Source organism: Thermoactinomyces sp. CICC 23799, from assembly GCF_016055145.1.
Classification (GTDB): Bacteria; Bacillota; Bacilli; order Thermoactinomycetales; family Thermoactinomycetaceae; genus Thermoactinomyces; species Thermoactinomyces intermedius.
Window position 1 is genome coordinate 162,980 of the sequence record NZ_JAECVV010000003.1, and the last position, 25,244, is coordinate 188,223.

At 48.5% G+C, this 25,244-nt stretch carries 25 protein-coding genes; 21 read left to right on the forward strand and 4 right to left on the reverse strand.

Annotated elements, in window-relative coordinates; translation table 11 throughout:
• Nucleotides 1–136: 136 nt before the first annotated feature.
• Both aceB and aceA read left to right on the forward strand, forming a co-directional pair.
• Nucleotides 137–1,723, forward strand: coding sequence for a malate synthase A (gene aceB / locus I8U21_RS05170; RefSeq protein ID WP_181732224.1), 1,587 nt, complete (start codon nucleotides 137–139; stop codon nucleotides 1,721–1,723).
• A gap of 27 nt (nucleotides 1,724–1,750) precedes the next feature.
• A complete protein-coding gene (aceA, locus tag I8U21_RS05175) occupies nucleotides 1,751–3,031 on the forward strand; it encodes an isocitrate lyase (RefSeq protein WP_198053422.1) in 1,281 nt (426 codons plus the stop codon).
• A 53-nt stretch (nucleotides 3,032–3,084) separates the two neighbouring features.
• Here aceA and I8U21_RS05180 read toward each other — a convergent pair whose 3' ends face one another.
• Both I8U21_RS05180 and I8U21_RS05185 read right to left on the reverse strand, forming a co-directional pair.
• Nucleotides 3,085–4,575: a nicotinate phosphoribosyltransferase gene (locus I8U21_RS05180; RefSeq protein WP_198053423.1), complete on the reverse strand. Its 1,491-nt coding sequence runs from the start codon at nucleotides 4,573–4,575 to the stop codon at nucleotides 3,085–3,087.
• A gap of 22 nt (nucleotides 4,576–4,597) precedes the next feature.
• Nucleotides 4,598–5,005 carry a M67 family metallopeptidase gene (locus tag I8U21_RS05185; protein ID WP_037994753.1) on the reverse strand — a complete coding sequence of 136 codons (408 nt, stop codon included), beginning with the start codon at nucleotides 5,003–5,005 and terminating at the stop codon, nucleotides 4,598–4,600.
• A gap of 236 nt (nucleotides 5,006–5,241) precedes the next feature.
• On the opposite strand from I8U21_RS05185, the gene I8U21_RS05190 reads away from it, so the two are divergent.
• From I8U21_RS05190 to I8U21_RS05205, 4 genes are all read left to right on the forward strand, one after another.
• Nucleotides 5,242–6,114 (forward strand): DUF72 domain-containing protein, encoded by an 873-nt coding sequence (locus tag I8U21_RS05190; RefSeq protein ID WP_181732227.1) that lies wholly within the window; start codon nucleotides 5,242–5,244, stop codon nucleotides 6,112–6,114.
• Between the two features lie 37 nt (nucleotides 6,115–6,151).
• Entirely contained in the window at nucleotides 6,152–7,597 is a 1,446-nt protein-coding gene (locus tag I8U21_RS05195; RefSeq protein ID WP_198053424.1) for a bifunctional metallophosphatase/5'-nucleotidase, read from the forward strand.
• Between the two features lie 48 nt (nucleotides 7,598–7,645).
• Nucleotides 7,646–7,903, forward strand: a complete 258-nt coding sequence (locus I8U21_RS05200) for a DUF6154 family protein (RefSeq protein WP_049719637.1) — start codon at nucleotides 7,646–7,648, stop codon at nucleotides 7,901–7,903.
• Between the two features lie 76 nt (nucleotides 7,904–7,979).
• Nucleotides 7,980–8,282 (forward strand): YunC family protein, encoded by a 303-nt coding sequence (locus I8U21_RS05205; RefSeq protein ID WP_181732229.1) that lies wholly within the window; start codon nucleotides 7,980–7,982, stop codon nucleotides 8,280–8,282.
• Nucleotides 8,283–8,336: 54 nt separating this feature from the next.
• Here the strand turns inward: I8U21_RS05205 and I8U21_RS05210 are convergent, their stop codons facing one another.
• Complete coding sequence (locus I8U21_RS05210; protein WP_037994743.1) at nucleotides 8,337–8,546, reverse strand: cold shock domain-containing protein; 210 nt, start codon at nucleotides 8,544–8,546, stop codon at nucleotides 8,337–8,339.
• Nucleotides 8,547–8,716: 170 nt separating this feature from the next.
• Nucleotides 8,717–9,151, reverse strand: coding sequence for a DUF2621 family protein (locus I8U21_RS05215; protein WP_198053425.1), 435 nt, complete (start codon nucleotides 9,149–9,151; stop codon nucleotides 8,717–8,719).
• Nucleotides 9,152–9,761: 610 nt separating this feature from the next.
• Here I8U21_RS05215 and yfkAB point away from each other — a divergent pair.
• The 15 genes from yfkAB to I8U21_RS05290 all read left to right on the forward strand — a co-directional run bounded on the left by yfkAB (nucleotide 9,762) and on the right by I8U21_RS05290 (nucleotide 25,205).
• Nucleotides 9,762–10,916, forward strand: a complete 1,155-nt coding sequence (yfkAB, locus tag I8U21_RS05220) for a radical SAM/CxCxxxxC motif protein YfkAB (RefSeq protein ID WP_232333993.1) — start codon at nucleotides 9,762–9,764, stop codon at nucleotides 10,914–10,916.
• A 118-nt stretch (nucleotides 10,917–11,034) separates the two neighbouring features.
• Nucleotides 11,035–11,709: a 5,6-dimethylbenzimidazole synthase gene (bluB, locus tag I8U21_RS05225; protein ID WP_198053426.1), complete on the forward strand. Its 675-nt coding sequence runs from the start codon at nucleotides 11,035–11,037 to the stop codon at nucleotides 11,707–11,709.
• Nucleotides 11,710–11,777: 68 nt separating this feature from the next.
• A complete protein-coding gene (locus I8U21_RS05230; RefSeq protein ID WP_181732231.1) occupies nucleotides 11,778–12,032 on the forward strand; it encodes a hypothetical protein in 255 nt (84 codons plus the stop codon).
• Nucleotides 12,033–12,067: 35 nt separating this feature from the next.
• Nucleotides 12,068–12,760 (forward strand): DUF3891 family protein, encoded by a 693-nt coding sequence (locus I8U21_RS05235; RefSeq protein WP_181732232.1) that lies wholly within the window; start codon nucleotides 12,068–12,070, stop codon nucleotides 12,758–12,760.
• 22 nt (nucleotides 12,761–12,782) lie between these two features.
• A complete protein-coding gene (locus tag I8U21_RS05240; RefSeq protein WP_181732233.1) occupies nucleotides 12,783–13,175 on the forward strand; it encodes a VOC family protein in 393 nt (130 codons plus the stop codon).
• 457 nt (nucleotides 13,176–13,632) lie between these two features.
• A complete protein-coding gene (locus tag I8U21_RS05245; RefSeq protein WP_198053427.1) occupies nucleotides 13,633–14,577 on the forward strand; it encodes a hypothetical protein in 945 nt (314 codons plus the stop codon).
• A complete protein-coding gene (locus I8U21_RS05250) occupies nucleotides 14,574–15,176 on the forward strand; it encodes a class D sortase (protein ID WP_232333992.1) in 603 nt (200 codons plus the stop codon). The genes I8U21_RS05245 and I8U21_RS05250 overlap by 4 nt, the downstream gene beginning before the upstream one ends.
• Nucleotides 15,177–15,203: 27 nt before the next feature.
• Nucleotides 15,204–16,112 carry a conjugal transfer protein gene (locus I8U21_RS05255; protein WP_181732235.1) on the forward strand — a complete coding sequence of 303 codons (909 nt, stop codon included), beginning with the start codon at nucleotides 15,204–15,206 and terminating at the stop codon, nucleotides 16,110–16,112.
• Between the two features lie 4 nt (nucleotides 16,113–16,116).
• Nucleotides 16,117–16,371, forward strand: coding sequence for a hypothetical protein (locus I8U21_RS05260; protein ID WP_181821586.1), 255 nt, complete (start codon nucleotides 16,117–16,119; stop codon nucleotides 16,369–16,371).
• Entirely contained in the window at nucleotides 16,368–16,766 is a 399-nt protein-coding gene (locus I8U21_RS05265; RefSeq protein WP_181732237.1) for a TcpE family conjugal transfer membrane protein, read from the forward strand. The genes I8U21_RS05260 and I8U21_RS05265 overlap by 4 nt, the downstream gene beginning before the upstream one ends.
• Entirely contained in the window at nucleotides 16,763–19,261 is a 2,499-nt protein-coding gene (locus I8U21_RS15275; protein WP_198053428.1) for an ATP-binding protein, read from the forward strand. The genes I8U21_RS05265 and I8U21_RS15275 overlap by 4 nt, the downstream gene beginning before the upstream one ends.
• 41 nt (nucleotides 19,262–19,302) lie before the next feature.
• Complete coding sequence (locus tag I8U21_RS05275) at nucleotides 19,303–20,772, forward strand: CD3337/EF1877 family mobilome membrane protein (RefSeq protein WP_181732239.1); 1,470 nt, start codon at nucleotides 19,303–19,305, stop codon at nucleotides 20,770–20,772.
• Between the two features lie 45 nt (nucleotides 20,773–20,817).
• Nucleotides 20,818–21,390: a hypothetical protein gene (locus tag I8U21_RS05280; RefSeq protein ID WP_198053429.1), complete on the forward strand. Its 573-nt coding sequence runs from the start codon at nucleotides 20,818–20,820 to the stop codon at nucleotides 21,388–21,390.
• Nucleotides 21,374–22,495, forward strand: a complete 1,122-nt coding sequence (locus I8U21_RS05285; RefSeq protein WP_181732241.1) for a peptidoglycan DD-metalloendopeptidase family protein — start codon at nucleotides 21,374–21,376, stop codon at nucleotides 22,493–22,495. The genes I8U21_RS05280 and I8U21_RS05285 overlap by 17 nt, the downstream gene beginning before the upstream one ends.
• Before the next feature lie 91 nt (nucleotides 22,496–22,586).
• Nucleotides 22,587–25,205 carry a helicase HerA domain-containing protein gene (locus tag I8U21_RS05290; RefSeq protein WP_198053430.1) on the forward strand — a complete coding sequence of 873 codons (2,619 nt, stop codon included), beginning with the start codon at nucleotides 22,587–22,589 and terminating at the stop codon, nucleotides 25,203–25,205.
• The last annotated feature ends 39 nt before the right edge of the window (nucleotides 25,206–25,244 follow it).

Here is a 25,244-nt window from a genome sequence, read left to right on the forward strand (position 1 = left end):
TTTTATTTTTTGAAATGTAAATTCGAAAAAAATGAATTTTTCTGTTGTTATATAACAGAAACTGTGCTAATATAAATGTTGAAATCAGGATCTGTTATATAATAACAGGTGGCCAAAAATGGGGAGGAATCATGGAATGACTGAGCTGGTGTCAGAGGGAATCAGGGTTTCTAAAGAGGTGCCGCCCTTATATCGGGAAATCTTGTCCGACGATGCGTTGCAATTTATTGCCAAGTTGGCACGTGCTTTCACCCCGATGCGAGACAAACTGTTATTGAACAGGAAGGAAAGGCAGAAACGGTTGGATCAGGGGGAATTGCCGGATTTCTTGCCGGAGACCAAACACATTCGGGAAGGGGATTGGAAGATTGCCCCGTTGCCGGAGGATTTGAAGGACCGGCGGGTGGAGATCACCGGGCCGGCCGGGGACCGGAAATTGGTAATTAATGCGCTGAATTCCGGAGCCAACGTTTTTATGGCCGATTTTGAAGATGCCAATTCCCCGACCTGGAAAAACACCATTGGCGGTCAAATCCATTTGCGGGATGCGGTGAACGGGACCATTGAATATCGCAATCCGGACGGAAAAGAATACCGGCTGAAAGAGAACCCGGCTGTGTTGATCGTACGGCCGCGCGGATGGCATCTGGATGAGACGCGGATTTTGGTGGATGGAAATCCGGTTCCGGGAGGATTGGTCGATTTCGGCCTCTACTTTTTCCACAATGCCAAAAAATTGATCGAAAAAGGGTCCGGTCCTTATTTTTATCTTCCCAAACTGGAGAGTCACTTGGAAGCGCGGTTGTGGAATGATGTCTTTTTGTTTGCCGAGCATGAGCTTTCCCTCCCGAAGGGAACGATCAAAGCCACGGTATTGATTGAAACCATCATGGCCGCATTTGAAATGGACGAAATTCTCTATGAATTGCGTGAGCATTCGGCGGGACTAAACTGCGGCCGTTGGGATTACATCTTCAGCTATCTGAAACGTTTGAGAAACCATGAAAATGTGATTCTGCCGGACCGGGAACGGGTGACCATGACCGTGCCCTTTATGCGGGCATACACCTTGCTGGCCATTCAAACCTGCCACCGCCGGAATGCCCCCTGCATCGGAGGAATGGCCGCACAGATTCCGATCAAACATGATGAAAGAGCCAATGCGGAAGCCATGAAAAAAGTGCGTTTGGATAAAGAGAGAGAAGCCAAAGACGGCCATGACGGGACCTGGGTGGCTCACCCCGGTTTGGTTCCGGTGGCAAGGGAAGTTTTTGATCAATATATGACTACCCCAAACCAAATTCACAAGAAGAGAGAAGATGTCAAGATCGAGGCGAAAGATCTGTTGGCCGTGCCGGAAGGCATGATCACGGAATATGGACTTCGGAAAAACATCCGGGTGGCCATGCAGTATCTGGAGGCATGGCTCAAAGGATCCGGAGCCGCTGCGATTGACCATTTGATGGAGGATGCCGCCACGGCGGAAATCTCCAGGGCGCAGGTTTGGCATTGGATCCGGCATGAAAAAGGAATTTTGTCCGACGGCCGGAAAATCAATGCGGAATTGGTCCGCCAGTGGATTGATCAGGAATTCAACAAATTGCGCAAGAATGCGCAGGATGACAGCGTGTTGAGCCAGGCAAAAGAAATATTTTCAGAATTGGTGTTCGAGGATGAATTCAGTGAATTTTTGACCCTGAATGCCTCCCGCTATCTGGATTGATTTCATCAAGAAGAAAGGATGAGCGTAATGACTCAACAACAAGAAGCGTTGGAATTAAAAAGAGATTGGGAAGAAAATCCGCGCTGGAAGGGAATCAAACGTCCGTATACGCCTGAACAAGTGCTGAAATTGCGGGGATCGGTGAAAATCGAATATACTTTGGCCCGCAGAGGGGCTGAGCGTTTGTGGAAATTAATGGAAGAAGAATCCTTTGTGCGCGCACTGGGTGCCTTGACGGGAAACCAAGCGGTCCAACAAGTGAAAGCCGGCTTGAAAGCCATTTATTTGAGCGGTTGGCAGGTTGCCGCCGATGCCAACCTGGCCGGACAAATGTATCCGGACCAAAGCTTGTATCCGGCCAACAGTGTTCCGCATGTGGTCAAACGCATTAACCAGGCTTTGCAAAGAGCTGATCAAATTGAGCATTCGGAAGGAAAAAGGGAAAGAGAATGGTTTGCCCCGATTGTGGCGGATGCCGAGGCCGGGTTCGGAGGGCCGTTGAATGTCTTCGAGTTGATGAAGGCGATGATTGAAGCCGGAGCCGCCGGGGTGCACTTTGAAGACCAGCTGGCCTCCGAGAAAAAATGCGGGCATTTGGGCGGAAAAGTGTTGACTCCGACACAACAAGCGATTCGCAACCTGATTGCAGCCCGCTTGGCAGCGGACGTTATGGGGGTTCCCACCATCTTGATTGCCCGGACCGACGCCAATGCCGCCAAATTGATCACCAGCGACATCGATCCCTATGATCATCCGTTCATCACCGGTGAGCGGTCTCCGGAAGGGTTTTATTACCTGAAAAACGGTCTGGACACCGCGATTGCAAGAGGATTGGCTTATGCTCCGTATGCCGACCTGATCTGGTGTGAAACGTCCGAGCCCAACCTGGAGGAAGCGCGCCGGTTTGCAGAAGCCATCCATGAAAAATATCCCGGCAAATGGCTGGCTTACAACTGCTCACCGTCTTTCAACTGGAAGAAAAAATTGGATGAAAAAACGATTTCCACCTTCCAGGAAGAGCTCGGGAAGATGGGCTATAAATTCCAATTCGTCACCCTGGCCGGCTTCCATTCACTCAACCACGGAATGTTTGAACTGGCCAAAGGCTACAGTGAAAGAGGAATGGCCGCTTACTCGGAATTGCAACAGGCGGAGTTTGCAAGTCAGGAAAAAGGCTATACGGCCGTCAAGCACCAGCGTGAAGTGGGCACCGGTTACTTTGACGAAGTATCCATGGTCATTTCGGGTGGAACTTCATCGACCACCGCTTTGAAAGAGTCGACCGAAGCAGAACAATTTACGACTTAATCCCAAAAAAGAAGGACCTGCTCCAAAGCAGGTCCTTTTTGACTGATTTTTTTTCACGGGGTGGAATCATCGGATGATTCAGTGTGGCCGTTTTCCTCGGTTTTGATCGTTTGATACACTTTTTGGATCATTTCTTCTTTCGTTTTCCAAAGTTTGGTCGACAAGTTCACATGATATTCTTCAGGGTTTAAGATCCGTAAATATTCTTCCCAAAACTGGGAAAGCTGTTCCCGGTGATAAGCGCGGATCTCGCTGAGTGAAGGGAGATCATAAACCAGTTTTCCGTTTTGAAAAATTGGTTTTAATAACGGAACCGCCTTAAAACGCTTCATTTTTTTGCGGCGGAACGTGTGAACCGGATGGAACAGCGTGAGCGGTTTGTTTTCATCGATTCGTTCATCGGTGAGTGTGAGCAAGTCACCGTGTGCTTTGTTTTTCCGGTCGAGAATCCGGTATACGTTTTTACGGCCCGGTGTCGTCACTTTGGCCGGATTGGAAGAAATTTTGATCGTGGGTTCCCACACCCCGTTTTCATAGCGGGAAACCATTTTATACACGGCTCCCAAGGCGGGGGTGTCATAAGCCGTGATCAGTTTGGTGCCGATTCCCCATGAATCCACTTTAGCCCCTTGCGATTTCAGGTTTAAAATCGTGAATTCATCCAAGTCGCTCGAGGCGACGATTTTTGTTTCCGTCAGTCCGGCTTCATCCAGCATCCGGCGGGCTTGCTTGGACAAATAAGCGAGATCCCCGCTGTCGATCCGGATTCCCTTCAGGGTTTTTCCTTGTTTTTTGAGTTCTTTTCCAACTTGGATGGCATGCGGAAGGCCGCTTCGCAAGGTGTTGTAAGTGTCCACCAAAAGTACACAATGGTCGGGAAATGCTTTGGCATAAGCGCGAAACGCTTCCAATTCGCTCGGGAAATCCTGAATCCATGCATGGGCGTGGGTTCCGCTGGTGGGGATGCCGAATTTTTTCCCGGCCAATGTGTTCGAGGTTGCATCAAAACCGGCCAGATAAGCGGCGCGGGCGCCCCAGATGGAAGCGTCTTTTTCCTGTGCACGCCGGGTCCCGAATTCCATGAGCTGTTCATCGGGTGCCACATGCCGGATTCTTGCCGCTTTGGTTGCGACCAGGCTTTGGAAGCCGATAAAATTGAGAAGCGCGGTTTCGATCAATTGCAATTCAATGATGGAGCCTTCGGCACGCAGCATGGGAACTCCCGGGAACGTAAGGGTTCCTTCCGGGAGGGCATAAATATTTCCGGTGAAACGAAAGTTTCTCAGGTAATCGAAAAACGCCGGGTCAAATGGTTCGTCAAAGGATTTGATATATTCAATGTCCTCTTCCGTAAAACGCAGATTCATCAAATAGTGAACGGCTCTTTCGAGCCCGGCGAAAACCGTATATCCGTTGCCGAAAGGAAGTTTGCGAAAATATAAATCAAATGCCCGCTGATGGTGGTGGGTTCCATTTTTAAAGTGGGCATACATCATTGTCAGTTGGTATTTGTCGGTGTGCAATGCTGAAATCTGTTCATTCATGGTGTAAACTCCTGTTCTACATTCATTCGATGATCTTAAACATGAGCGGAATGGCTTTGCGATCATGTATATAGTAAGCGCAAAATTGCATTTCTTTATCCTTTAAGGACATGATCCACAAGCTTTTGTTTGCAAAACTCCATGCAGACAGATCCCGGTTTGAGGGGTAGGCTTGAGTCAGCGGGTGTGAACGCATGACGCCCAGCCACTCCAATTGATTGGAACGGATTTGTTTAATGATGTCAAAATAGGCGCTGGGTTCCGGTTCCAATGAACAAGGTGTGCGGTTTTGGCTGGGAACGGGAAAAAAATGCGTGATGGTGGTGAGATGTCCCGCTAAAAAACCATACCCTTCGTCAGGGTATTTTTTATAGCAATACTCTTTGATTTGCTCTACGACATGCTGATGAATGGTATAATAGGACGGCATGAATCCGGCCCCCTCATCGGAATTTGCATTTAAAGGAGTCTGCCATTATTTTATATTTCTATAAATAGAAAGTCTATGCCGGATTTCAAAGCGGGAAGCCGCTTGCGCCCCTTTCCCCGTTTTTGGTTGCCGGCGGAGAGGGGGGTTCCGGATGCCTTTCATTTTTTTTGCTTTATACAAATGGTAAAATAAAAGATATTTAGTCTTTTGTTGAATTGGGGAAAGGCGGAGGAAAGATGAGCGAAATCATAAACCCGGTTCAGGTGGGTTTATGCGGGTGGGGCGACCATGACATCTATCCGCCCGGAACCCGGTCCCATGAGAAACTGGCCATTTATGCCGGTCATTTTCCGGTGGTTGAATTGGACAGTACATTCCATGCCATTGCCCCGCCGGACAGGATGGAGCGTTGGGCACAGGAAACACCGGTTTCTTTCCGGTTTGTGGTGAAGGCTTACCGGGAGCTGACCGGACATGGCCGCCTGGAGCGTGCTCCGGTCCGGACGTGGATGGAGCTGGTGGAGGAAATGAAAGATTCGGTGGAACCGTTGATCAAACATGGAAAATTGTCGATGTTGCTGTTTCAGTTTCCACCGTGGTTTGACTGCACCAAAAAGCATGTGAAATATATCCGGCGGGTTCGCGAAGCATTTCGTGATTATCCGGTGGCGATTGAGTTCCGGCATCAAAGCTGGTTTTTACCCCGGTTTAAATCTTCCACCCTTCGTTTTTTGCGGGAGGAAAAACTGATCCATACCATTTGCGATGAACCCCAGGCGGGGGAAGGATCGGTTCCTCCGGTTGTCGAAGTCACCCATCCGCAGCATGCCCTCATCCGCATGCACGGAAGGAATTTGGAAGGATGGAACAACACCGGGCAACCCAACTGGCGGGATGTGCGGTATGCGTACCGCTATTCGGACGAAGAATTGGATGAATGGAAACATATCATCGAGCAGTTAAAGCACCGGACAGGTCAGGTGACCGTGCTTTTCAACAACAACTCACAAGGGGACGCAGCCGGAAATGCCAAGCAGATGATTGGCAAACTGAATCTTACCTTTAGCGGACTGGCTCCGAGACAGCTGACTTTTTTCGAAGAGTTGTGAGAATGTCGCAGCCAAAAACAGGGGTGAGGGGATTTTCTTGAGCCGATTGAAACGAATTCATCTATTGCATACCAACGACTTGCACAGTCATTTGGATCAGGCCGGGAAGATTTACACGCAAGTGGATTTGTTGCAGAAGCAATTCGAAGAAAAAGGAGAACCGCATTTTCTTTTGGATATCGGGGACCATATGGACCGGTTCCGGTTGGAAACCGAAGGGACCGACGGCAGGGTCAACCGCGCTTTGCTGGAGAGAACCGGTTACGATATGGTTACTTTTGGCAACAATGAACTGTTGACCTTTTCCAAAGAACAATTGGGGATGTTGTATGATGATGCGCCTTTTTCGGTGGTGTCCACCAATGTTTTTGATGTAAACGGGGTGGAACGGCCGGATTGGATTGTTCCTTACGAATGGAAAGATGCCGGCGGCATCCGTGTGTGTTTTCTGGCGGCGACGATCCCTTATCCCCGGGTGTATGAAATGATGGGCTGGCAGGTGAAAAATCCTTTTGCCATCCTTGGGCAAATGGTTGAATCATTGCGCAACCAGGCGGACATCATTGTATTGCTTTCCCATTTGGGTTTGGGAAACGACCGGAAGCTGGCCGAACAAATTGACGGAATCGACATCATCATTGGCGCACATACCCATCACTTGCTGGAAAAAGCCGAGAAAGTGCGAAATACATATTTGGCTGCAGCGGGTAAATTCGGGCAGGCGGTCGGCCAAGTGACGGTTTTCTTTGATGAAACCACCCGGTCGGTTCAGGATGTAACCGCATGCTGCCATGATCTGGCAGGGCAGGTGCCTGATGAAAGCATCAATTTGTTGATTCGCCGCTACAAAGAGCGGGCCGAGCAAAACTTGGCCCAACCCGTTGCCCGTTTGGAGGAACCGCTCACCGTCGACTGGAATGCGGAGTCGCCTTTTGCCAATTTGTTGGCGGACAGTATCCGGGATTGGGTCGGGGCGGATGTGGCCTTGGTCAACAGCGGTCAATTATTGTGTGATTTGCCCAAAGGAACAGTTACCTTGGAAATGATTCACCAGACGTGTCCGCATCCGATTAATCCGGTGTTGGTTGAAATCAGCGGAAGGGATTTGAAAAATGCGCTGGAAGAGTCTCTGCTTTCAGAGTTTCAACAAAAACCGATCCGCGGTTTCGGCTTTCGCGGAGAAATTTTGGGGACCCTGAGTGTATCGGGAATCGAGGTGCGGTTTGACCCGAAGCGCAAGCCGTATCAAAAGATTACATCCATCCGGTTTGGGGAAAAAGGGGAATGGAAAGAAGAGGAAACCTATTTGGTGGGCATGATTGATATGTTTATATTCGGGGCCGGTTATCTGTCTTTAAAAAACGCGAGGTTAATCAAGTACTTTCTTCCTGAGTTTTTGCGGGATTTGCTGGCTTATCAGCTTAAGAAACCGGTGGCCGTCGAACGATGCAAAGAACGCAGGTTTTTCAAAGCCGGCAACTGAGAACGAACGTAAGTCCCATGAATTCAATAAGGATTTGGAGGTTGTTGCATGAGTTTTGTGGATGAAGTTTACGATTTGTATCGCGATCAATTAAATGATGATGAAGAAGATGCCGTGGCCATTGTACTCAGCATCCTGGAGGAGCAGTCCCGTGAACATATGATGCAGCTCATTGAGCAGATGGATGATGATGAAATCACGCAAATGCTGGGAGTTTATCTGGTCGAAATGTTGAAGCTGAAAATGGTTCAGGACGGGAAATTGCCCCGTTTGCGTTCGGTTTCCCCGGTCACCCGTTATCATTGATCCGGAAGATTTCCTCACATGCACCGTTTGTGGCACATACATTGTATAAAAACGGTTCGCATGAGGAGGGAATCGGATGATCCAATTGAAACCTTTGGATATTGAAGGAAAGCAAGTTTTGGGAATCGAAGTCAAATTGCCGAAAACAACCTTGTTGGTGATTACGACCGATAAAGGATATATTATGTGTGGTGCTTTGGATGTCGCGTTGTTAAATGAACGGCTTTCGGAGCGGAATATCATTGCGGCGCGGGCGCTGGGGGTCCGAACCTTGGAGCAGTTGTTGGATGCACCGCTGGAATCGGTCACGCATACGGCGGAGGAGAAAGGAATCAAGCCGGGGATGACCGGACGGCAAGCACTGCTGCGGATGATTTGAAAAAAGATGAAAAAAGCACTTTCCATTGGAAAGTGCTTTGTTGTCTGTGTTGAATCAGCGTACGGAGTTCAAACGTACGACATTGGCAGATTGGGGACCGCGGTCTCCTTCCACAATGTCGAATTCAACAGGTTCGCCTTCTTCAAGTGTTTTGAATCCTTCAGATTGAATGGCCGAATAATGAACAAATACATCTCCGCCGTCTTCGCGTTCAATGAATCCATAACCTTTTTCGGCGTTAAACCATTTCACTGTTCCCTTCATCTCAGGGCCTCCTTCTTTCCATTAAAAAGCGGCCAAACTCAAGCACTTGAAAACCTATTGTTTCGAAACAAGAGGCCACAAGATGAAACTTGACTTACGATACCAGCTTTTTAACTCATTATGTACCTAAGTTTACCACGTTGAGCGGGAAGTGGCAAGTTTTTTCCGTGTCATTCCAAAAGATGTTGGTATTTGGAAAGATCAATCTGTTTTTCTTTCAGTTTTTTGATGAGCCACTTGTGGTCCCGTTTCGGGGTGGCCAGAATATAACCGCGGATAATATATTCCTCATTTAATGCCTCGGCTTGGTCTTTCAAAGCCAATTCCCCGATTTTTGCCGCAATCTTTTGTTTGGCCACATCCCGGAACAATTGGGGGACCGGCTGGACAAGTTCGTTTAAAAGTTCTTTTTGCTCCTGATTCCACAAATGAAGGGTTTCTTTTATGTAATATTCCTGCCAATCAAGAACCGATTTTCCATCTTCTTTGGGAAGGGCTTTTAAAAACTTGCGAAACATAAAATAACCGCCAATGGCGAGAAAAACGAGAAAACCAATCCAAAAGAACAAATAGATCCACTGCAGCCAGGCTGGTCCGATGCTCATCGCGGCTTCACCTCTTCTCTGCTTCTATCTAAAGAGTTATTATAAAGGAGAGGAAAAACGGAGTAAATAAAAAACGCCTTCATCCTTGTTTTCCCGGATGAAGGCGTTTATAAGATCCACTGATTATACCAACAAACTAATTCCATAACCGATCAGTCCCCAACATGGAATGCTTAATAACACCGCGTTAAATAATCCTGCCATTGGTTTCATCTGGCATACCTCCCGTGAATTCTCCAGTGAATTGGTTTCTGTGTATGATCAGGTTCAGCCGGCCAGCAAGCGGATGCCGAAGTAAATCATCGTCCAAACCGGAACACTCATCAACACTGCGTTAAATAATCCAACCGATGCGTGATTCATTGGTGTTTTCCCTCCGTGACCTCTTTGTTGATTTTATTATAGCGGCCCCGGGAATGGTTTGTCTTTGATTTCGGGTAAATGTAAAGTACATGTAATAATGGGGTTAAATTAAAGAAACAGATCGACCGGTTTGTTACATACGGAAGCTTTTTGTAAAAATAAGCGGGCATTGCGCCCGAAAGATCGTTGCGTTATATTCATAAACAGTGTTTCATGTATTGCAGGCTGGTTAAAAGGAGCAATGGCCATGATAAGTATGACAAATGAAAAAAAAGAACTGACACCTGATTGGGATCCTTGGGACCCTTGGTATACAAGAGTTGAAAAAGGCAGGTACGAATTGACAAGCGTGGAATTCACAGTGACACAGTTGTGTAATCTTCGCTGTGAACATTGTGCGGTCGGGGAGGAACTGGTGGAAAGGGAAGGCATTCCGATTCCGGTCGAACAATTGATTGCGGCTTTGGAGGAGATCGATACCTTACAAACGGTCAGCATCACCGGCGGCGAGCCGGTTTTAAATCCCAAAGTCGTCCAAAACACCATCCAACCCTTGTTGAAATATTGCAAGGAGCGCGGGATCTACACGCAATTGAATTCCAATCTTACGTTGCCGCTGAACCGGTATCTGGATTGGATTGACGATTTGGATGTCCTGCATATTTCATATAATTACCGGGATGAAAAAGATTTTTACCGGATGGCCTTTAAAAACTTCGGAAAGGAAATCAACCCGAAAGTGGCGGACCGGTTGTATGAACAGATGATCGATAATGCCCGTGAGCTTTCAAAAAGGGGGGTTTTTGTTTCGGCGGAATCCCTCTTGAGCCCGTTTACGGCCAAATATATTGAAAAAATGCACCAAACCGTTGCAGAAATGGGATGCAAACGGCATGAAGTCCATCCTTTGTACCCCAGTGACTTTGCCAAAAACATGGAGCTTTTGAGCCTGGATGAATATCGGGAAACCGTGTGGAAACTGTTGGACCACCGGCATCCGGACGTATGGATTTTGTTTGGAACCCTTCCTTTTTATCCGTGCAGTGACCGGGAAGAAGACCGCGAATTGTGGAGGCGTCTGCATCAGGAGGACAACGTGACCGTCCGCCAAGATCCGGACGGACGCAACCGGTTGAATGTGAATGTTTTCACCGGGGATGTGATTGTGACCGACTTCGGGGATGTTCCTCCGCTCGGAAACATTCATCGGGACCGGCTCAGCGATGTGTTTGACCGTTGGCTCAACAGTCCGGTTGCCAAAGAAGTTCATTGTTTTTGCAAAGAAGCACGTTGTGCCGGGCCCAATCTGCTGGTGAAAAACGCTTACTATCCCCGTTGGGATTTCCAAACCCGGCAGGCCAAAGTCAGGGTGGATCGCCGTGAAACATCAGATCTTCTGTAGAAAACCATCTTAAAAAAGGAATATAATAGAAGTGAGGGCCGAACAAAGTTCCGGCCACCGAAAGCGAATGTCCGGCAAGGCATTCTTGTCACCGGGTGAAAATGAGGGAGGCATTCGTTTGCACGATACTTTTTCCAAAGAGGAACAGGAAGTGATTTACCGGGTGATCCGCGCCCGTCGGGACATCCGTCATTTTTCAGGTAAGCCGGTTCCCAAGGATGCGTTGAAGAGAATTTTAGAGGCGGCTCATTTTGCGCCTTCAGTCGGGTTTATGCAACCGTGGAATTTTATTTTTGTAAACTCTTATGCATTGCGCCGGTCCATTAAGGATCAATTTATCAAGACCAACCATGAACAATTGGAGAAAATCCCGGAAGCCCAGCGGAAAAAGTTGTACCGGGATTTAAAGTTGGAAGGGATCATGGAAGCGCCGGTGAATGTGGCAGTCACCTGTGACCGGAATCGCGATGCCCCTTTTGTGTTGGGACGCGGGCCCATGCCGGAGACCGATTTGTTCAGCACGTGTCTGGCCATCCAAAACATGTGGCTGGCAGCCCGTGCCGAGGGCATCGGAATCGGCTGGGTCAGCATTTTGGATCAAGAGAAAACGGAGAAACTTTTGAAGCTGCCGGAAGGCGTCCGGTTGGTTGCCTATCTTTGCATCGGGTATCCGGTTGAATTCCGGCCCAGGCCCATGCTGGAAGAGAAAGGCTGGAAAAACCGCTTGGATTTGTCCAAACTGATTTATGAAAACGAGTGGGGAAACCCGTTGGATCTGGAGCAGATGGAGTGAGACCCGGAAGCCAAATTTCTTGTTTTGGAAGTTTGGCTTTTCTTTTTACAAGAAAGGGGGAAGCTATGATGGATGTTTTTCAACGGTTTGTACAGCAAAATGTGGATCAGGTTCAAACGGCAAAGTCGGAACGGGTGGTGATTTTGCCGAGGGAGTTGGAAAGGTCGTTTGAGCATTATTGCCGAAAAAGGAACCTGAGTTTCAACGAAGCCCTTGTAAAGTTGATGGAAGAAGCGTGCAAATCGGAGCAAAAAGGAAAAAAAGATCAAAAGAAAGATGAACAGGAACCCGATGCGGCTTTGTTTATGAATGACGCTTTATAAAGCGGTGTAAAGGGCTTGAAAAGGAGAGGCTTCGAATGATCGTCAGAAAACGGGGGAAGTATTTCATTCTGATTAAACAACATGACCATGCGTTGATCGCAGGGGAAATGGCGGCGCACATCGATGAGCCGATTCAGCCCCTCGCCAAAACGCTGTTTGCCATTTCCCACCATGATATCGGGTGGGAAGAGCTGGACCGATCCGTGCTTTGGGATGAAAAAACCAATCATCCGGTCAGCTTTTACGAATATCCGTTATTGCCCAAATTGGAAGCCTATACCCGGGGGATTTCCAAAGTGGTTGCCAATGATCATTATGCCGGTTTTTTATGCAGCAAGCATTACGCTTCTTTTTTTACCAATGAGACCGATCCCGCCTGCCGCAGGTTCCGGGAACAGGAATTGGCCAGACAAAATCAGTTGCGGGAATATTTCACGGAAACCGAAGAAGAAAATATCGCGCGCAACTTCCGGTTGCTGCAATTTTGTGATCAGTTGTCGCTTTTTGTTTGCCTCAATGAACCCGGGGAAAATACCTTCCCGTTGTATAAAGACGGGATCTTCTATCAGGGGAAGCGGTATGAGTGGATCTGGGAAGGAAAAGACCGGTTGCGTCTTTCCCCCAACCTGTTCAAACAGTCCTACTCCATTGAAATCCCCTATCAAATGGTGGATTCCTACCGCCGCCTGGTCGGAAGCCAGACATACACACTGCATGTGACGGTGTGACGGAAACGGAGGAGAAGGGCGGATGAACGTCAGCGGTTTCAATCACCTCACCCTGAGAGTGAGGGACTTGGAGCAAAGTCTTCGGTTTTATTGCGGTCTTTTGGGAATGAAACTGGTGCACAAAGGCCGGAAGGACGTTTATCTGGAATGGGGGAATGCCTGGATATGCTTATTGGAAAGGCCGGATGATGGTTCCATCGCAGCCGGCCCGGGAATGGACCATGTGGCTTTTTCCATCCGGGAACCGGATTTTTTTCGAGCAGTTTCCCTGTTAAAAGAGCATCGGGTGGAGATGGTGAGGGAACCGGTTTACCGGGGAGGAGGATGGTCCGTTCAGTTTAAAGATCCGGATGGCATCGTGCTGGAGCTTTTTACAGGAAATTTAGAGAAAAGAATGATTCATTGGACAGCTTGAATCACGCAGGGAAAGGCCGGTTCACAAAAATTGCCGTTTTTTTTGGTCTGCAATGTCGCAGATGAAAAAAAACGGCTTTTTTAATATAAAAAATTTAATAATATATTAATAAAAATAATGTTTTGCTTGTAATCATTTATTTTTATAAATAATAACACCGTCAAAAAAACAAGTCCCGGCTGAAAAAATGTGTGCAAAAGAATAAAATTGATAAAAAATTCGCATCTGCAAATTTTACAAAATTGTGTTGAAAAAAGTACGATTTATGTAATATTATATGGAAAAGGAAGAGTTATGACGACGGTTTTTACAAGGGGGGAGGATGTCTGCTCCCATTTTTGATAAAGAAGTGATTGGAGCCGGGCGGATGAATGGCCGCCTGATGCTTGACTGAACCGGTTTGGCATGGAGTTTTTCTTTCGCTGTTTATTTTTAATGAGGGACAGGAGGGATTGAAGTGAAAGATCCCAAACAAATTTTAGAGTCGTTTCGTACAGATGTTCAGTCGCGAAACCTTTACTCCAGCCTGTTGAGGCAGTTTGACCTTGAATATCCCAATCCGAGGGGAAACCGGCGCAAACCCAAGCCGTTGGCGGGAAAAAACGTGAATCAGATGGCGGCGGCGTTGTCGGTTTGCCTTGTGACGGGCTTGTCGGCAGGAGTGGGAACCGCTTTTGCCAACAGCGATTTCGGACCCGGCCAACATCCGCTGGATGAGCCTCCGAGCAAGTTGGACCGGAAAATCGAGCAACCGCAGTTTGAAGGAAAAGAATTGGAAAGAAATTTGTCGGACCAACCGGTGGAATTGGAAAATAAGCAAGAAACCCCGAAACCTGAAAAGGATCATCAACCAACAGAGAAAGAATTTCCCTCCATGAAAGAAATTCCTGAAGACATCGGCAAAGCGGTCATTCCATCCGATTCCCCAAAAGTGAAGGAAAAAGAAGCGGTATCATCCGATAAACCATCAGACATGGAAAATTCATCCTCTGACGAGAAGCGTCCGCCCGTGTCGAATCTTCAAGAAGTTCCCAAAGCATCCGCACAACCCGAATCCCGACAGCAAGAGGAAGTGAAACCATCCGAAGTACGGAAAGAAAACCCGGTGGCAAACCAGGTTGTCTCCGAAGTGACGAAGCCAAAAGAGTCCATCGAGGAGAAGCAATATTCGCCCAAAGCGGCAAACGCTGAAAATAATGAAAACGACGGGTCTGAGACCAAACAGTTGGCGGCAGCCGGTGACGGGGAACAAAATCAGAAGCAAAACCGGCCGCAAACGGAAGAAGGAGGGGTTTTGCCGGATACCGCCGGGAATGACTTGAACGGCGTTTTGTTGGGAAGCGCTTTGTCCATGCTGGGCTCTGTTTACGTTCTCCGCAAGAATAAGGTGGAATCGTCTTGAAATGGGACAAAGCCGTCGCGCTCTCGATCGTGATTCTGGGAGCCTTTTATGCCGGTTATTCAGGGGTTTCGTATTTCCTGAAACGGCAAACGGTGGAAACCACGTCGGAGGCCGTTTCCCAAGCGGTGGTGGAGACCGGAAACGTTTCTTCCCCGCAAGAGGATTGGCTGATCGTCCCCGAGGAGAAAAGGCCAAAGAAAGGGGAACATTTTGCTGATTTGATCATTCCCGGGTTGGAGGCCAAAATGCCGATCATTGAGGGAACGCATGAGGATGAGCTGGACAAAGGAGTCGGGCATTTTGCCGGGAGTGTGCTTCCGGGGGAACCGGATAACGCCGTTTTATCGGGACACCGGGACACGGTGTTCCGTAAAATCGGCCGGTTGAAACCGGGAGATTCGTTGATCGTCCAATCTGAATACGGCAAATTTGCATATACGATTACCAAAACGTGGATCACCACCCCGGATGACCGCACGGTGATCGTTCCGCATGAAAAACCGGTACTCACTCTGACAACCTGCTATCCGTTCACATATGTCGGGCCGGCTCCAAAACGATACATTATCCAGGCAGAAAAAATGATAAAACTTGAGTGACTTCTCAGATCATTAAGGAGGAGAAAAATGGAACGGCCGATCATTCGCCGCAAGATTCCGAGGATTTTGTTTTGGCTGCTCATTATTTACACGGCATGTGTTTCCACGGTGGTTTTGGCCATTCAATTCGGCTTGATTCAATTGCCCCCGCGCCAATTGGAAGCAGCCGGAGAACCTGCACAGAAAAACACGCAGCCTGTCATCGGGGAACTGGCTTTTGCAGAACAATTCGCCAGAGAATATCTCTTTTGGACGCAAGGCAAAGAGGAATCCAGGGCAGAGCGGTTGAAACCCTTTTGGAAACCGAATATGGATGTGCAAGGGGGGCTTGATTTTAAACAGGTTCAGTGGAATTCTTATGCCCGCAACGTGAGTGCATGGGCGGTCAAAGAAAGGGATGACCGGTCCGGTGTGACGGAAGTGACGGTGTATGCCGAAACCATTCTGAGCAACGTGAACAATCCCAATGACCAAAAGAGAGTGGACCGGTATATGATTGTTCCCGTCAAGAAAGCCGGTGAGTCCTATCTTGTCGTGGGATACCCCCGTTTTATCCCGCCGCCGGTTGCCAAGGCACCCGCTGAGGAGGAAGAGAACCGGAAAGAAAGTGGCGGGGAAGCGGTGGATCAAAAGGTTCGTGACGAAGTGGAACAGTTCATGAAATCTTTTTGGAAGGTGTATACCACCGGAACATCTGAAGAAATCGCTTATTTTGAAAAAAATAATCAATCTTTGCCGGGTTTGACCGGAATCTTGTCATTTTCCGAGATGAAACAGCTTACCGTCCGCAAAAAACAGGATGTCTATCTTGCCGATTGTGATGTCTTGCTGGAGGATCTGGCTTCGGGAGCCAAGATCACGGATCATTACCGCTTTGAGCTCGTCAAAGAAGGCGGACGTTGGTATGTAATCAGTATGGAACAAGGAGAGGTCTGACGAGATGACACACATGATGTTACTGGTAGCAGGCCCTGGCGAAAAACTCCAGGAAACGCTCGGGGCGGAAATTGGATCGTTGTTTTTTCTGGCAGTGATTTTTATCAGTTTGACACTGTTTTGGAAACGCGCATTTACTGCATTCATCGGTTTTGCGTTGTTTGCGATGCTGGTCAGCGTCTTCATTTTCCAACCTGAATTGATTTCATCACTGGGCTCCGACGGATTTCGCTGGTTGTTCGAGGCCTATTTGAAATGAAGCAAATTCGTGTGTACAACCAGGTTTTTCGCATTGAAAAAACCGTCTATTCCATACAGGGAATCCATTTACCATTACCGGTATCTTACCGGCAAATGGCGTTTTTTGTCGGAGCCTTGATTGTGATGGTGATTTTAAACAAATTTCCGCCGGTCAGCTGGATCGATTTTTTTCTTGTGAAATTTGTGGGGATTCCGGCCCTGGTTTCTTGGTTTTTCACAAGAAAAACGCTGGATGGCAAAGCGCCGCACCGGTTTATCATACGATGGATCGAACATTTTTTCAGTCCGCATCACTTTGCGCGTTACAAGGAAATTGAAAAACCCAGAGATCATGTTTATCAATACGAAGGGGAAGTATCATACCGATTTGCATCCAGGAGGGAGTTGCCGTGACGCGCATACCTTTTCCCGTGAAATATTTTGAAGACAACTTGGTTTTCGGGCAAGATGGAGCCGTTTACGCTTATTACGAATTACAGCGGTTTAACTATGATTATCGGTCAATGGATGATAAGCTCAGCCTCCATGCGAATTTGGAGGCTTTTTATTGGAATATCCATGCGGATACGCACGCATTGGTGGTGCCTCAGTACCAAAGCCTGGAAGAACAGCGCCGGGTGATGGAGGCAGGTTTGTGTGACGAATTGAAAGAGACGGGAAAAAAGCATATTCAGGCGGCAGTGGAACATTTACGCGGAAAAGAAATACACCAAAATCGTTTTTTTATGGGGGTCAAGTTGAAACCGGCCACGGTCAAAGGGCTTTCTTTTTTAAATGAGCTCCGGTATATCTGGAAAGATTTTAAAAGGTATTTAAACAATCAGGCCGGAACGGATGCCCCGGAAATTTTTGAAGAGGAAATCCAGGCGTATCGTGTGCAGGAGGAAATGATTTTTTCCAGGATCAATGGTTATTTGCGTGCCAGACGTGTGGATACCGCTGATCTGGAATGGCTGATCCGACGGGGATTTTATCGCGGGATCGGGGAAGCGCCGCGGCGGAAAGACTGGAAACCCAAGGCCCTTCCGGCAGAAGTCAAAGGGAAAAAAGGAATCCGTCCGGCCAGGGATATTTTGACATTGGCGGAAGGCCGGTTTGATGATTCACACGGCCGGAATTTGATCGTTGAACAACACGTGTCGGGAAAAACCAAAAAAGGATATATGGCTTTTCTGACGATTTCCCACATCCCTGATAAATCGCCTTTCCCGGGATTGGAATGGTTATATCACCTGCAAAACCTTTCGTTTCCCGTGGAGGCCTCGGTCCGGACGGAGACGATCGAATACGCCAAAGCGTTATCCCAGGTGTTGAAGAAGAAAAAAGAACTGAAAGCCGAGGACGAACACGCGGCGGAAAGCGGCGTGGAAACCGCATATCACATTTTGCACAGCCGCCAGGATGCCAATGAACTGGAAAACCATTTGCGTACCGACAAATTTCCATTAATCACAACTTCTGTCGTTTTATGTGTCTACGCTTCTTCACCCGAAGAGTTGAATTTACGGATTCAGCTGGTGAAGGATTTGTACAGCGACATGATGATTCAGGTGGAAGTTCCCTATGGAGACCAATGGCGTGGGTTTAACGAATTCATTCCCGGTGCGAAAAGGTACATCCATGACTATATTCATTACATGGAACCGGCTGCCGTGGCCGCCGGCATGATCGGAGCCACCCGACAGCTCGGGGACGGACAAGGTCATTTTATCGGGATGTCCCGCAATTTGCCGGTCTTTTTCCAACATGACCGGGGACCCAAGGATAAAAAGTTAAGCACGACGGCATCCGCCGCATTTATCGGGGCGTTGGGGGCCGGAAAATCGCTGGGTGCCAACTTGCTTGCCTATCAAGCACTGTTAAACGGCGCCAAAGTGCTGATTTTCGACCCCAAAGATGAACGGGCGCACTGGGTGGATGTGCTGCCGGAATTAAAGGACATGACCCGGGTGGTCACCCTGCGGGCAAGCCGTGAAGACCGCGGGAAGCTGGATCCGTTGGCGGGCGTGGTCAGTCCGTCCGAAAAACAAGCGGCGGGCGAGACCGCCAAAAAAATATTGCAGTTTCTGGCGCGGTCTGAAGACGGCACATATGAGGCGATTGTGATCGGAAAAGCTGTCGATGAAGTGTTGAAACATCCGGAACCGAGCATGATGAAAGTCATTGATCAATTGCGTGAGGTGACCAAAGAAGCTCCGGAAAAACGGCAGGACAGCCTGGAAGAGATTGTGGATGTGTTAAGTTATCTGGCGACGTCCGGGCAAGGCCAACTGTTGTTCGGGGACGGCACGCAAAAGGCCATTGATCTGTCCATGCGTTTGACCATTTTGCAGGTGGAGGATTTGAAACTTCCGGATGAAAGCAAATCCGATTATGGCCGGATGGCCATTGCCCTCTTGATGGCGATTTCCGATTTTTCCCGCCGCTTTTCCAACCAGTCTTCAAATGAGTTTAAGCTGGTGTTGTTTGATGAATCATGGCGGTTGGCCAAAGTCAGTGAAGGAAGAGCGATTTTGGAAGAATTGGTACGGACCGGACGCAGCAAAAACGCCGCCATTTACTTAATCAGCCAGAACGCCAAAGATTTGTTGGGAGAAGAGATTCGGTCCAATCTGGGGTGCCGGTTTGTTTTCCGGTGCCGGGATGCGAAAGAGGCGGAAGCGGCCTGCCACATCCTCGGCATTGAACCGAATGAAGAAAACATTGAAACGATCCGGAGCTTGCCGACCGGAACCTGTTTAATGTCCGATTTGGAGAAGCGGGTGAATGAAGTCGAAATCCGCGTGCTGGAAGAGCGGCTGTTTGAGGCTTTCGACACCCGTCCCGGTTTCAGGAAGCAAAAACAACCCGAAGATGTGCAACCGGATGCATATCAATCTGTCCCATAAAGGGGTTTCCGATAAAGAATAAAGCGGAGGAGACCTGCTCGATGAACAGAAGACAAAATCTGCTAAGATTTCTTGTCGTTTTCATACTGATCGCCGGCATGTTGGGAAATCATCCCGTCACCATGGCGCAGGAAGAGCAAGAGCAGCAGCAAAAATCGGATGGCTACAGCCTGATCACCGATTTGTTGACGATTTTCCCGAAGGAACAAGTTGAAAAAGCCAAAGCCAAAGGATATGACGTACGGTTTGCCAAATATCAGCCCAGCCAGTACAACCTTGAAATTTATACCGAAGAGACGTCCATGTTTGAATGGGATGCCAAAATATCCAATCAGGCGTACATTCTGCTCAATGAGATTAACAACTTTATCTGGCAAGCGTTGTTGTCGTGGAACTTTACCGTGATTTTGATTGTGGAGAATGCCTTTTCCCTTGATGTGGTCGACCAGTTTGCCGATGCCGTGGAAAAAGCGGTTCAGCAATTGGCCGGTTTTACCGGGGCAGGTTACGGAGACACAGGGCTGATGGGCAACTTTATGACATTGATGATCATTATTGCCGGTGCCTGGATTGCTTACAAAGGATTGATTAAGAAAAACACGACGGAAGCGCTGACCGGCATGCTCACCAGTGTGGCTGTATTGATCCTGGGGATCGCTTTTTTTGCCAATGCCGGCAGTGTGATGAAATATTTGAATGAAATCAGCAGCGGACTGAGCCAGGAGTTGATGGGCGTCGGCATTGAATTTCAGGAAGACCTCGATGAAGACGAGATGAATTATCCAGCGGAGGTTTCGTCCCTGGTCATTTCCGACAAGCTCTACAATATGATGGTTTATGAGCCTTACATCATGTTGCAGTATGCCAAAACTTCCAATGATTCCGAGTTGACCCAGGGAAGAATCGAAAAGATCCTGGCCTTTAAACCCGGAAGTACGGCGCGGGAACAGGCCGTGGAATACGAGGCCAAAGAAATGAACAACCCGATGGTGAAAAAAGACGGGGTATTCCAACGCTTAACCTTGTTGATCCTGCTCTGTGTTTCCCATTTTATCCTGGGATTGCTCTTTTTCATCATTGCTGGGGCGATGATTGTGTATCAATTTTTGTTCGTGCTGATTGCCTTGTTTGCCCCCTTCGCCTTTTTGATCGCGTTAAATCCGTCTTGGTCAAGTGTGGCCGTCAGTTGGTTTAAAAAGTTTGTCGGTTACCAGTTGATCAAATTGATCATCGGTGTTTTCTTCAGCATGTTGCTTACCATCTCGCAATTCCTCTATCAAATGAGTCCGCCGGAACGGGTGGGTTATATCTGGACCATCGCCATGCAACTGATCTTGGTGATTGGAGTCATTTGGAAACGGGAGGAATTGTTCAGCATCATGAAAGCCCCCATGGGCAAAATCGATGACAGCTTAAAAGGGCAATTCAATATTCAAATTCCGATCCAACAGATGACCAAGTACACCCAAACACTCGCACAACAAGCCGGAAAAATCAAAGTGCGGAAATAGCTGCTGTTTTGCATCGGCGGTTTTGGCAAGCAGGAGGGAAAATGATTGTTTAACACAAATTTGCCCAGTGGACGCCGTCGCCTGTTTTTACTGGTTTTGTTTGTTTTTGTGGTTACCGGGTTTTCAGCCAAGTATTTGCTGATCCATCTTGGCTGGGTGGGAAATGCCGGTCAGCAGGAAAAAAATCCCCAGGCCCGGCCGGAGCAAACCGCAAATCCGGCGGAAGTGTTGCCCGCTTTGTCACCGGAAGAGCTCCAAAAGGCGCGACAAACGGCAGATGCTTTCATGCGGGCTTATGCGAACCGCAATACGGATGAAGCGGACCGGTGGCTTCAGTCCGTGAAGCCTTATGCCTCGGATTCCTTGTTGGCCTTGCTCAAGGAGGAGACAAATTTCCTGAAAGAAAAAGGTGTGAAATTCATCAGTGCGTTGAAAGAAATCCGCAATCTCCAATGCCAGGAGCAATCGGGTGAAGTCCGGTGTTTGGCAGAAACCGTCACCGAAGAAAGCGAGAACGGAAAAACCATTCCCATCGAGCGGGTTTATCAGGTGACATTGACGGAGCAAAACGGAAATTGGATTGCACAGGAGGTGGAAGTGCGTGGAAGTTTTGACTAGACCGGAACTTTCCGCCTTCCGCCGCCGCAAGCCCCGGAGAAAACAGGGGATGTCCCGGAACGTCAAAGGGTTTGCCTTGCTTTGCTTGTTGGGGCTGGCCACATTTGTTTTCTTTTTCATTTCCGTTTTGGGAGCAGTGTTTGTCAGTTTGTTTTCATCTTCTTCTTCCGAAACAAACCGGATGGAACAATGGGACGTGGCGGAAAGTTTTCCGAAAGAGGCGGAAGCCTATTTGCCCATCTATCAGGAAGCCGGAAAAAAATACGGCGTGCCTTGGCAAATCCTTGCTGCCATCCACAAAGTGGAGACCGATTTCGGCCGGGATTTGAGTGAAAGTTCCAAAGGGGCGCGGGGCCACACCCAATTCATGGATAAGACGTGGGTCGGATGGGATTACCCGGGCGGAACGCGTTTGGGGGATTTGCCGGATTCCGTGGATATCACGGATCCGAAGTTGATTGAAAAATACGGGGGATATGGGATTGATGGGGATCAGGACGGCAAAGCGGATCCGAACAACCCTGTCGATGCCATTTATTCCACCGCCTATTATTTAGCGAGAAATTATCAGGAGGGAAAAGATTGGTTTGCCCGGGGCGGACCCGTCTGGCAATACAATCATGACTATGAGAATTATGTGCTGAAAGTCAAGGAATATGCTGAATCCTTTGCCAAGCCGGTGATTTCGAAAGCAACCGGCCTTGCTTCCGGAGGGTTTCTCTGGCCGGTGGAAGGGGGAGAAGTGACGTCCCCGTTTGGGCTCCGCTTTCACCCCTTGAAAAAGGTGTACCGAAAACACGAAGGAATTGATATCGCCAAACCTTTGGGATCCCCCATTTATGCCAGCAATGGCGGTGTGGTGGTGGAATCGGGGAAATCCAGCGGGTATGGCTGGAAGATTGTGATTGATCACGGAAACGGCTACCGGACCTTGTATGCCCATATGTATCCGCAAGATGTTCAAGTCCGTGTCGGACAGGAAGTCAAAAAAGGGGATGTGATTGCTAAAGTGGGTTCCAATGGGTGGAGCACCGGTCCCCATTTGCATTTTGAAATTTTGAAAGACGGGCAAGTGGTTGATCCGATGAAAATTGTGAAAAAATGAATCCTTGCTCCGGTTTGGGGAAGGAAAAGAAGGACAACGGGAGAATGCCTGATACAGGACTGGACGGAGTGAAAAGAAAGGTGGGGTTGGATTGTTTCCTTGGAATAATGTTCCCAAGGGCGGTGAAGAGCAGATGCGACAGGTCGCCAAATGGTTTTTTTACGCGATTATCGGCGTTGCATCTGTGATCGGGATCTTGTATTTGTGGAAGTTTCTTGCAGAGTTGTTCGGGGAAAGTGATCAAGCCAAAACGGCGGGAAAAGCGACCAACTGGGCATGGGATACACTCTCATCCATCGGAATCTGGGCGCTTGCCGTGCTTCCCTGGTTGATTTTACTCGTGATTTTGATTGTCATTGCCATTTTGGCCGGGCGTTGGTCCACCAAATCCCATTATCGGAGCCGGGCCAAAAGGGGAGTGAAATATTTACGCATTCTGCCTTCGTACGACACCGAACTCGATTTGGATAAAATCTCAGAATTGACAAGAACTTTCGGGAGCATGATTCGTCCGATCCGTATGCGGATCCAATACGGGCGCCCTTGGTTCCGCTGGCGATTTGCCATTCCGGAAGGCAGCAACCAAATTGGCATTTACCTGGCTTACCCCGAGGACAAAGAGAATAGTGTAAAGGACACCTTGCGCAGTGTTTATCCTTCTGCAGAGTTGCATGATATCAAGGAAGAAGAATTCCCCACCCCGAAAAAAGGGGGAATCGGCGGACACTTCATCTTTAAATTCAAAACCAAAGGGTATCCCTTGACCTCGTTGCTCCAAAGCAAACAGAGCCAATTGGGAAGCATTTTAAACTGTCTTCGTTCCGGAACCTATTTGGATTTGCAATTTTCCCCGGTCAGCTGGCGGGCTGTGGAGGAACGTTCGGGAAGTGCCCGGAGCCTGTTGACCAGCAAAAAGAACAAAGACATGGGACCGGAAGAGCGGATCCGTCGCGCCGGGTTGATTCAACGCTTGACCGGGCGTGAACTTTCCTTTCAAGTGCGCCTTTCGATCTGGTCCAATCACGAAAATGCGGAAGCGGTGGTCCGTTCCACGGCAGAGTCGGTTCAAACCGCGATGAAGTATGACGGGGAACTCCGTTTTATCCGCCAACCTTGGTGGAATCCCATGAAAGACAACAACCTGGTTCCGATTCCCTGGCCGTTGACCTTGATGGCTTGGACGTCGGATGAGATTTCGAGCTTGTTCCATTTGCCTCCGGCCAATCATTACATTTATCGTCCTCCGGCAGAAGATGGCCCCAACGCGCGGGGATATGTGGCGCATTTGCAGGAAAACGAAAGGACATTGGAGCCGGGCGAATTGACCGAGGGCGTGAAAATCGGAAAATTGAAACATCCTTTTGATGACCGGGAAGTGCGCGTCAACTTCGAACAGCTGAACAAACATTTTGTTTTAACGGGTGCCAGCGGCATGGGGAAATCCAGTGTCGCGATGGATATGGTTCAGTCGCTTTTGGATGAGTGGTTTGACAATCCGGATGAAAGCCCGGGATTCACTATTATTGACCCGGCCAAAGAGTTGGTGGCGATCATTGAAAACCGTTTGCGCATCGCAGAAAAATTCGGTGTGAAGTTCCCCCGGGAGAAAATCCATCACCTGAATCTGTCGGATGATACCACTCAACTTCCGGCATTGAATATGCTTCATCGTCCGGAAAACGTCACGCCCGGACAGATGGCCCATCAGTTGGCCGCCATCTTGGTGGACTTTGAATTTAAAGAAGAATCCATTGAACGCTCGCGCCGGCTCGTTGAAATTGCGGTGCAGAGCCTGTTGGAAGATGAGGAAACCCATACGATTTTGGGCATCGATGATCTGTTCAGAAACCATCAGTTCAGGGAAAAAGTGGTCAAAAACGTGCAAGATCCTTATATCAAACGTTTCTGGGCCAACACCGATGAGCAGGAAATCAGAAGAGAAGTGGAGCCGGTATTGTACCGGTTGGACCGGATCTTGCAACATTCCACGCTCCGCCGTCTGTTCTGCCAAAAAGGGTTGAGTCTGGATCCCCAAAAGTATATGGATGAAGGGCATATTGTCCTGATTGACACCAATGGAATCAAGGACTACAACTTGCGGGTTCTGGTCGGTTATTTGATCAACCTTTACTATCAGGCAGCGCGAAAACGGAGCACTTCTTCCAAATTCCATTTAATGTTGGTGGAAGAAGCCCATATGATTCAAATTCCGCTCATTACCGAGATTTTGCAAGAGGATAAAAAATATCCGTTTGGACTGGGGCTTGTGACCAGGGAGATCGATCACTTCGAAAACCACGAATTGATGCAAGCGATCCGTTCCTATATCGGGATGGTCATCAGTTGCGGCCAGACGGAAGGTTCGGATGAAGTGGAAAGCCTGACGCGGAAATATATCAAAACCAGTCTGGTGGAATCGTTGCCTGAACGAAATGCCGCGGTCTACATCCGCTCCAAGCGGAAAGGCCGGAGCGATGTAACGACATGTGTGGTTACCAATGAACCGCCGGTCGTGTACCGGCCTGACGGCAAGCCGGCAGACCATCGCACGGCGGAGAAAGATGAAGCCATGAATTGGGGATTGGAATGGGGTTTAAACGCTCTTCACCATGACGGGGAGACCCGTCCCATTGAGCAAGTGGACAAAGAAATTTCGGATTATATGGATCGTACTTTATATGAAAATCCGCCTTCGGAAAATGCCAACTGATCGTAAGCATAAGGGAACCGGTCCGGTTGAAGGATCGGT

What these genes read in the sequence shown, in the direction of transcription:
- aceB (WP_181732224.1), top strand. Translation starts at nt 137, where the DNA reads ATGACTGAGCTGGTGTCAGAGGGAATCAGGGTTTCTAAAGAGGTGCCG.
- aceA (WP_198053422.1), top strand. Translation starts at nt 1,751, where the DNA reads ATGACTCAACAACAAGAAGCGTTGGAATTAAAAAGAGATTGGGAAGAA.
- I8U21_RS05180 (WP_198053423.1), bottom strand. Translation starts at nt 4,575, where the DNA reads ATGAATGAACAGATTTCAGCATTGCACACCGACAAATACCAACTGACA.
- I8U21_RS05185 (WP_037994753.1), bottom strand. Translation starts at nt 5,005, where the DNA reads ATGCCGTCCTATTATACCATTCATCAGCATGTCGTAGAGCAAATCAAA.
- I8U21_RS05190 (WP_181732227.1), top strand. Translation starts at nt 5,242, where the DNA reads ATGAGCGAAATCATAAACCCGGTTCAGGTGGGTTTATGCGGGTGGGGC.
- I8U21_RS05200 (WP_049719637.1), top strand. Translation starts at nt 7,646, where the DNA reads ATGAGTTTTGTGGATGAAGTTTACGATTTGTATCGCGATCAATTAAAT.
- I8U21_RS05205 (WP_181732229.1), top strand. Translation starts at nt 7,980, where the DNA reads ATGATCCAATTGAAACCTTTGGATATTGAAGGAAAGCAAGTTTTGGGA.
- I8U21_RS05210 (WP_037994743.1), bottom strand. Translation starts at nt 8,546, where the DNA reads ATGAAGGGAACAGTGAAATGGTTTAACGCCGAAAAAGGTTATGGATTC.
- I8U21_RS05215 (WP_198053425.1), bottom strand. Translation starts at nt 9,151, where the DNA reads ATGAGCATCGGACCAGCCTGGCTGCAGTGGATCTATTTGTTCTTTTGG.
- yfkAB (WP_232333993.1), top strand. Translation starts at nt 9,762, where the DNA reads ATGATAAGTATGACAAATGAAAAAAAAGAACTGACACCTGATTGGGAT.
- I8U21_RS05230 (WP_181732231.1), top strand. Translation starts at nt 11,778, where the DNA reads ATGGATGTTTTTCAACGGTTTGTACAGCAAAATGTGGATCAGGTTCAA.
- I8U21_RS05235 (WP_181732232.1), top strand. Translation starts at nt 12,068, where the DNA reads ATGATCGTCAGAAAACGGGGGAAGTATTTCATTCTGATTAAACAACAT.
- I8U21_RS05240 (WP_181732233.1), top strand. Translation starts at nt 12,783, where the DNA reads ATGAACGTCAGCGGTTTCAATCACCTCACCCTGAGAGTGAGGGACTTG.
- I8U21_RS05255 (WP_181732235.1), top strand. Translation starts at nt 15,204, where the DNA reads ATGGAACGGCCGATCATTCGCCGCAAGATTCCGAGGATTTTGTTTTGG.
- I8U21_RS05260 (WP_181821586.1), top strand. Translation starts at nt 16,117, where the DNA reads ATGACACACATGATGTTACTGGTAGCAGGCCCTGGCGAAAAACTCCAG.
- I8U21_RS05265 (WP_181732237.1), top strand. Translation starts at nt 16,368, where the DNA reads ATGAAGCAAATTCGTGTGTACAACCAGGTTTTTCGCATTGAAAAAACC.
- I8U21_RS05275 (WP_181732239.1), top strand. Translation starts at nt 19,303, where the DNA reads ATGAACAGAAGACAAAATCTGCTAAGATTTCTTGTCGTTTTCATACTG.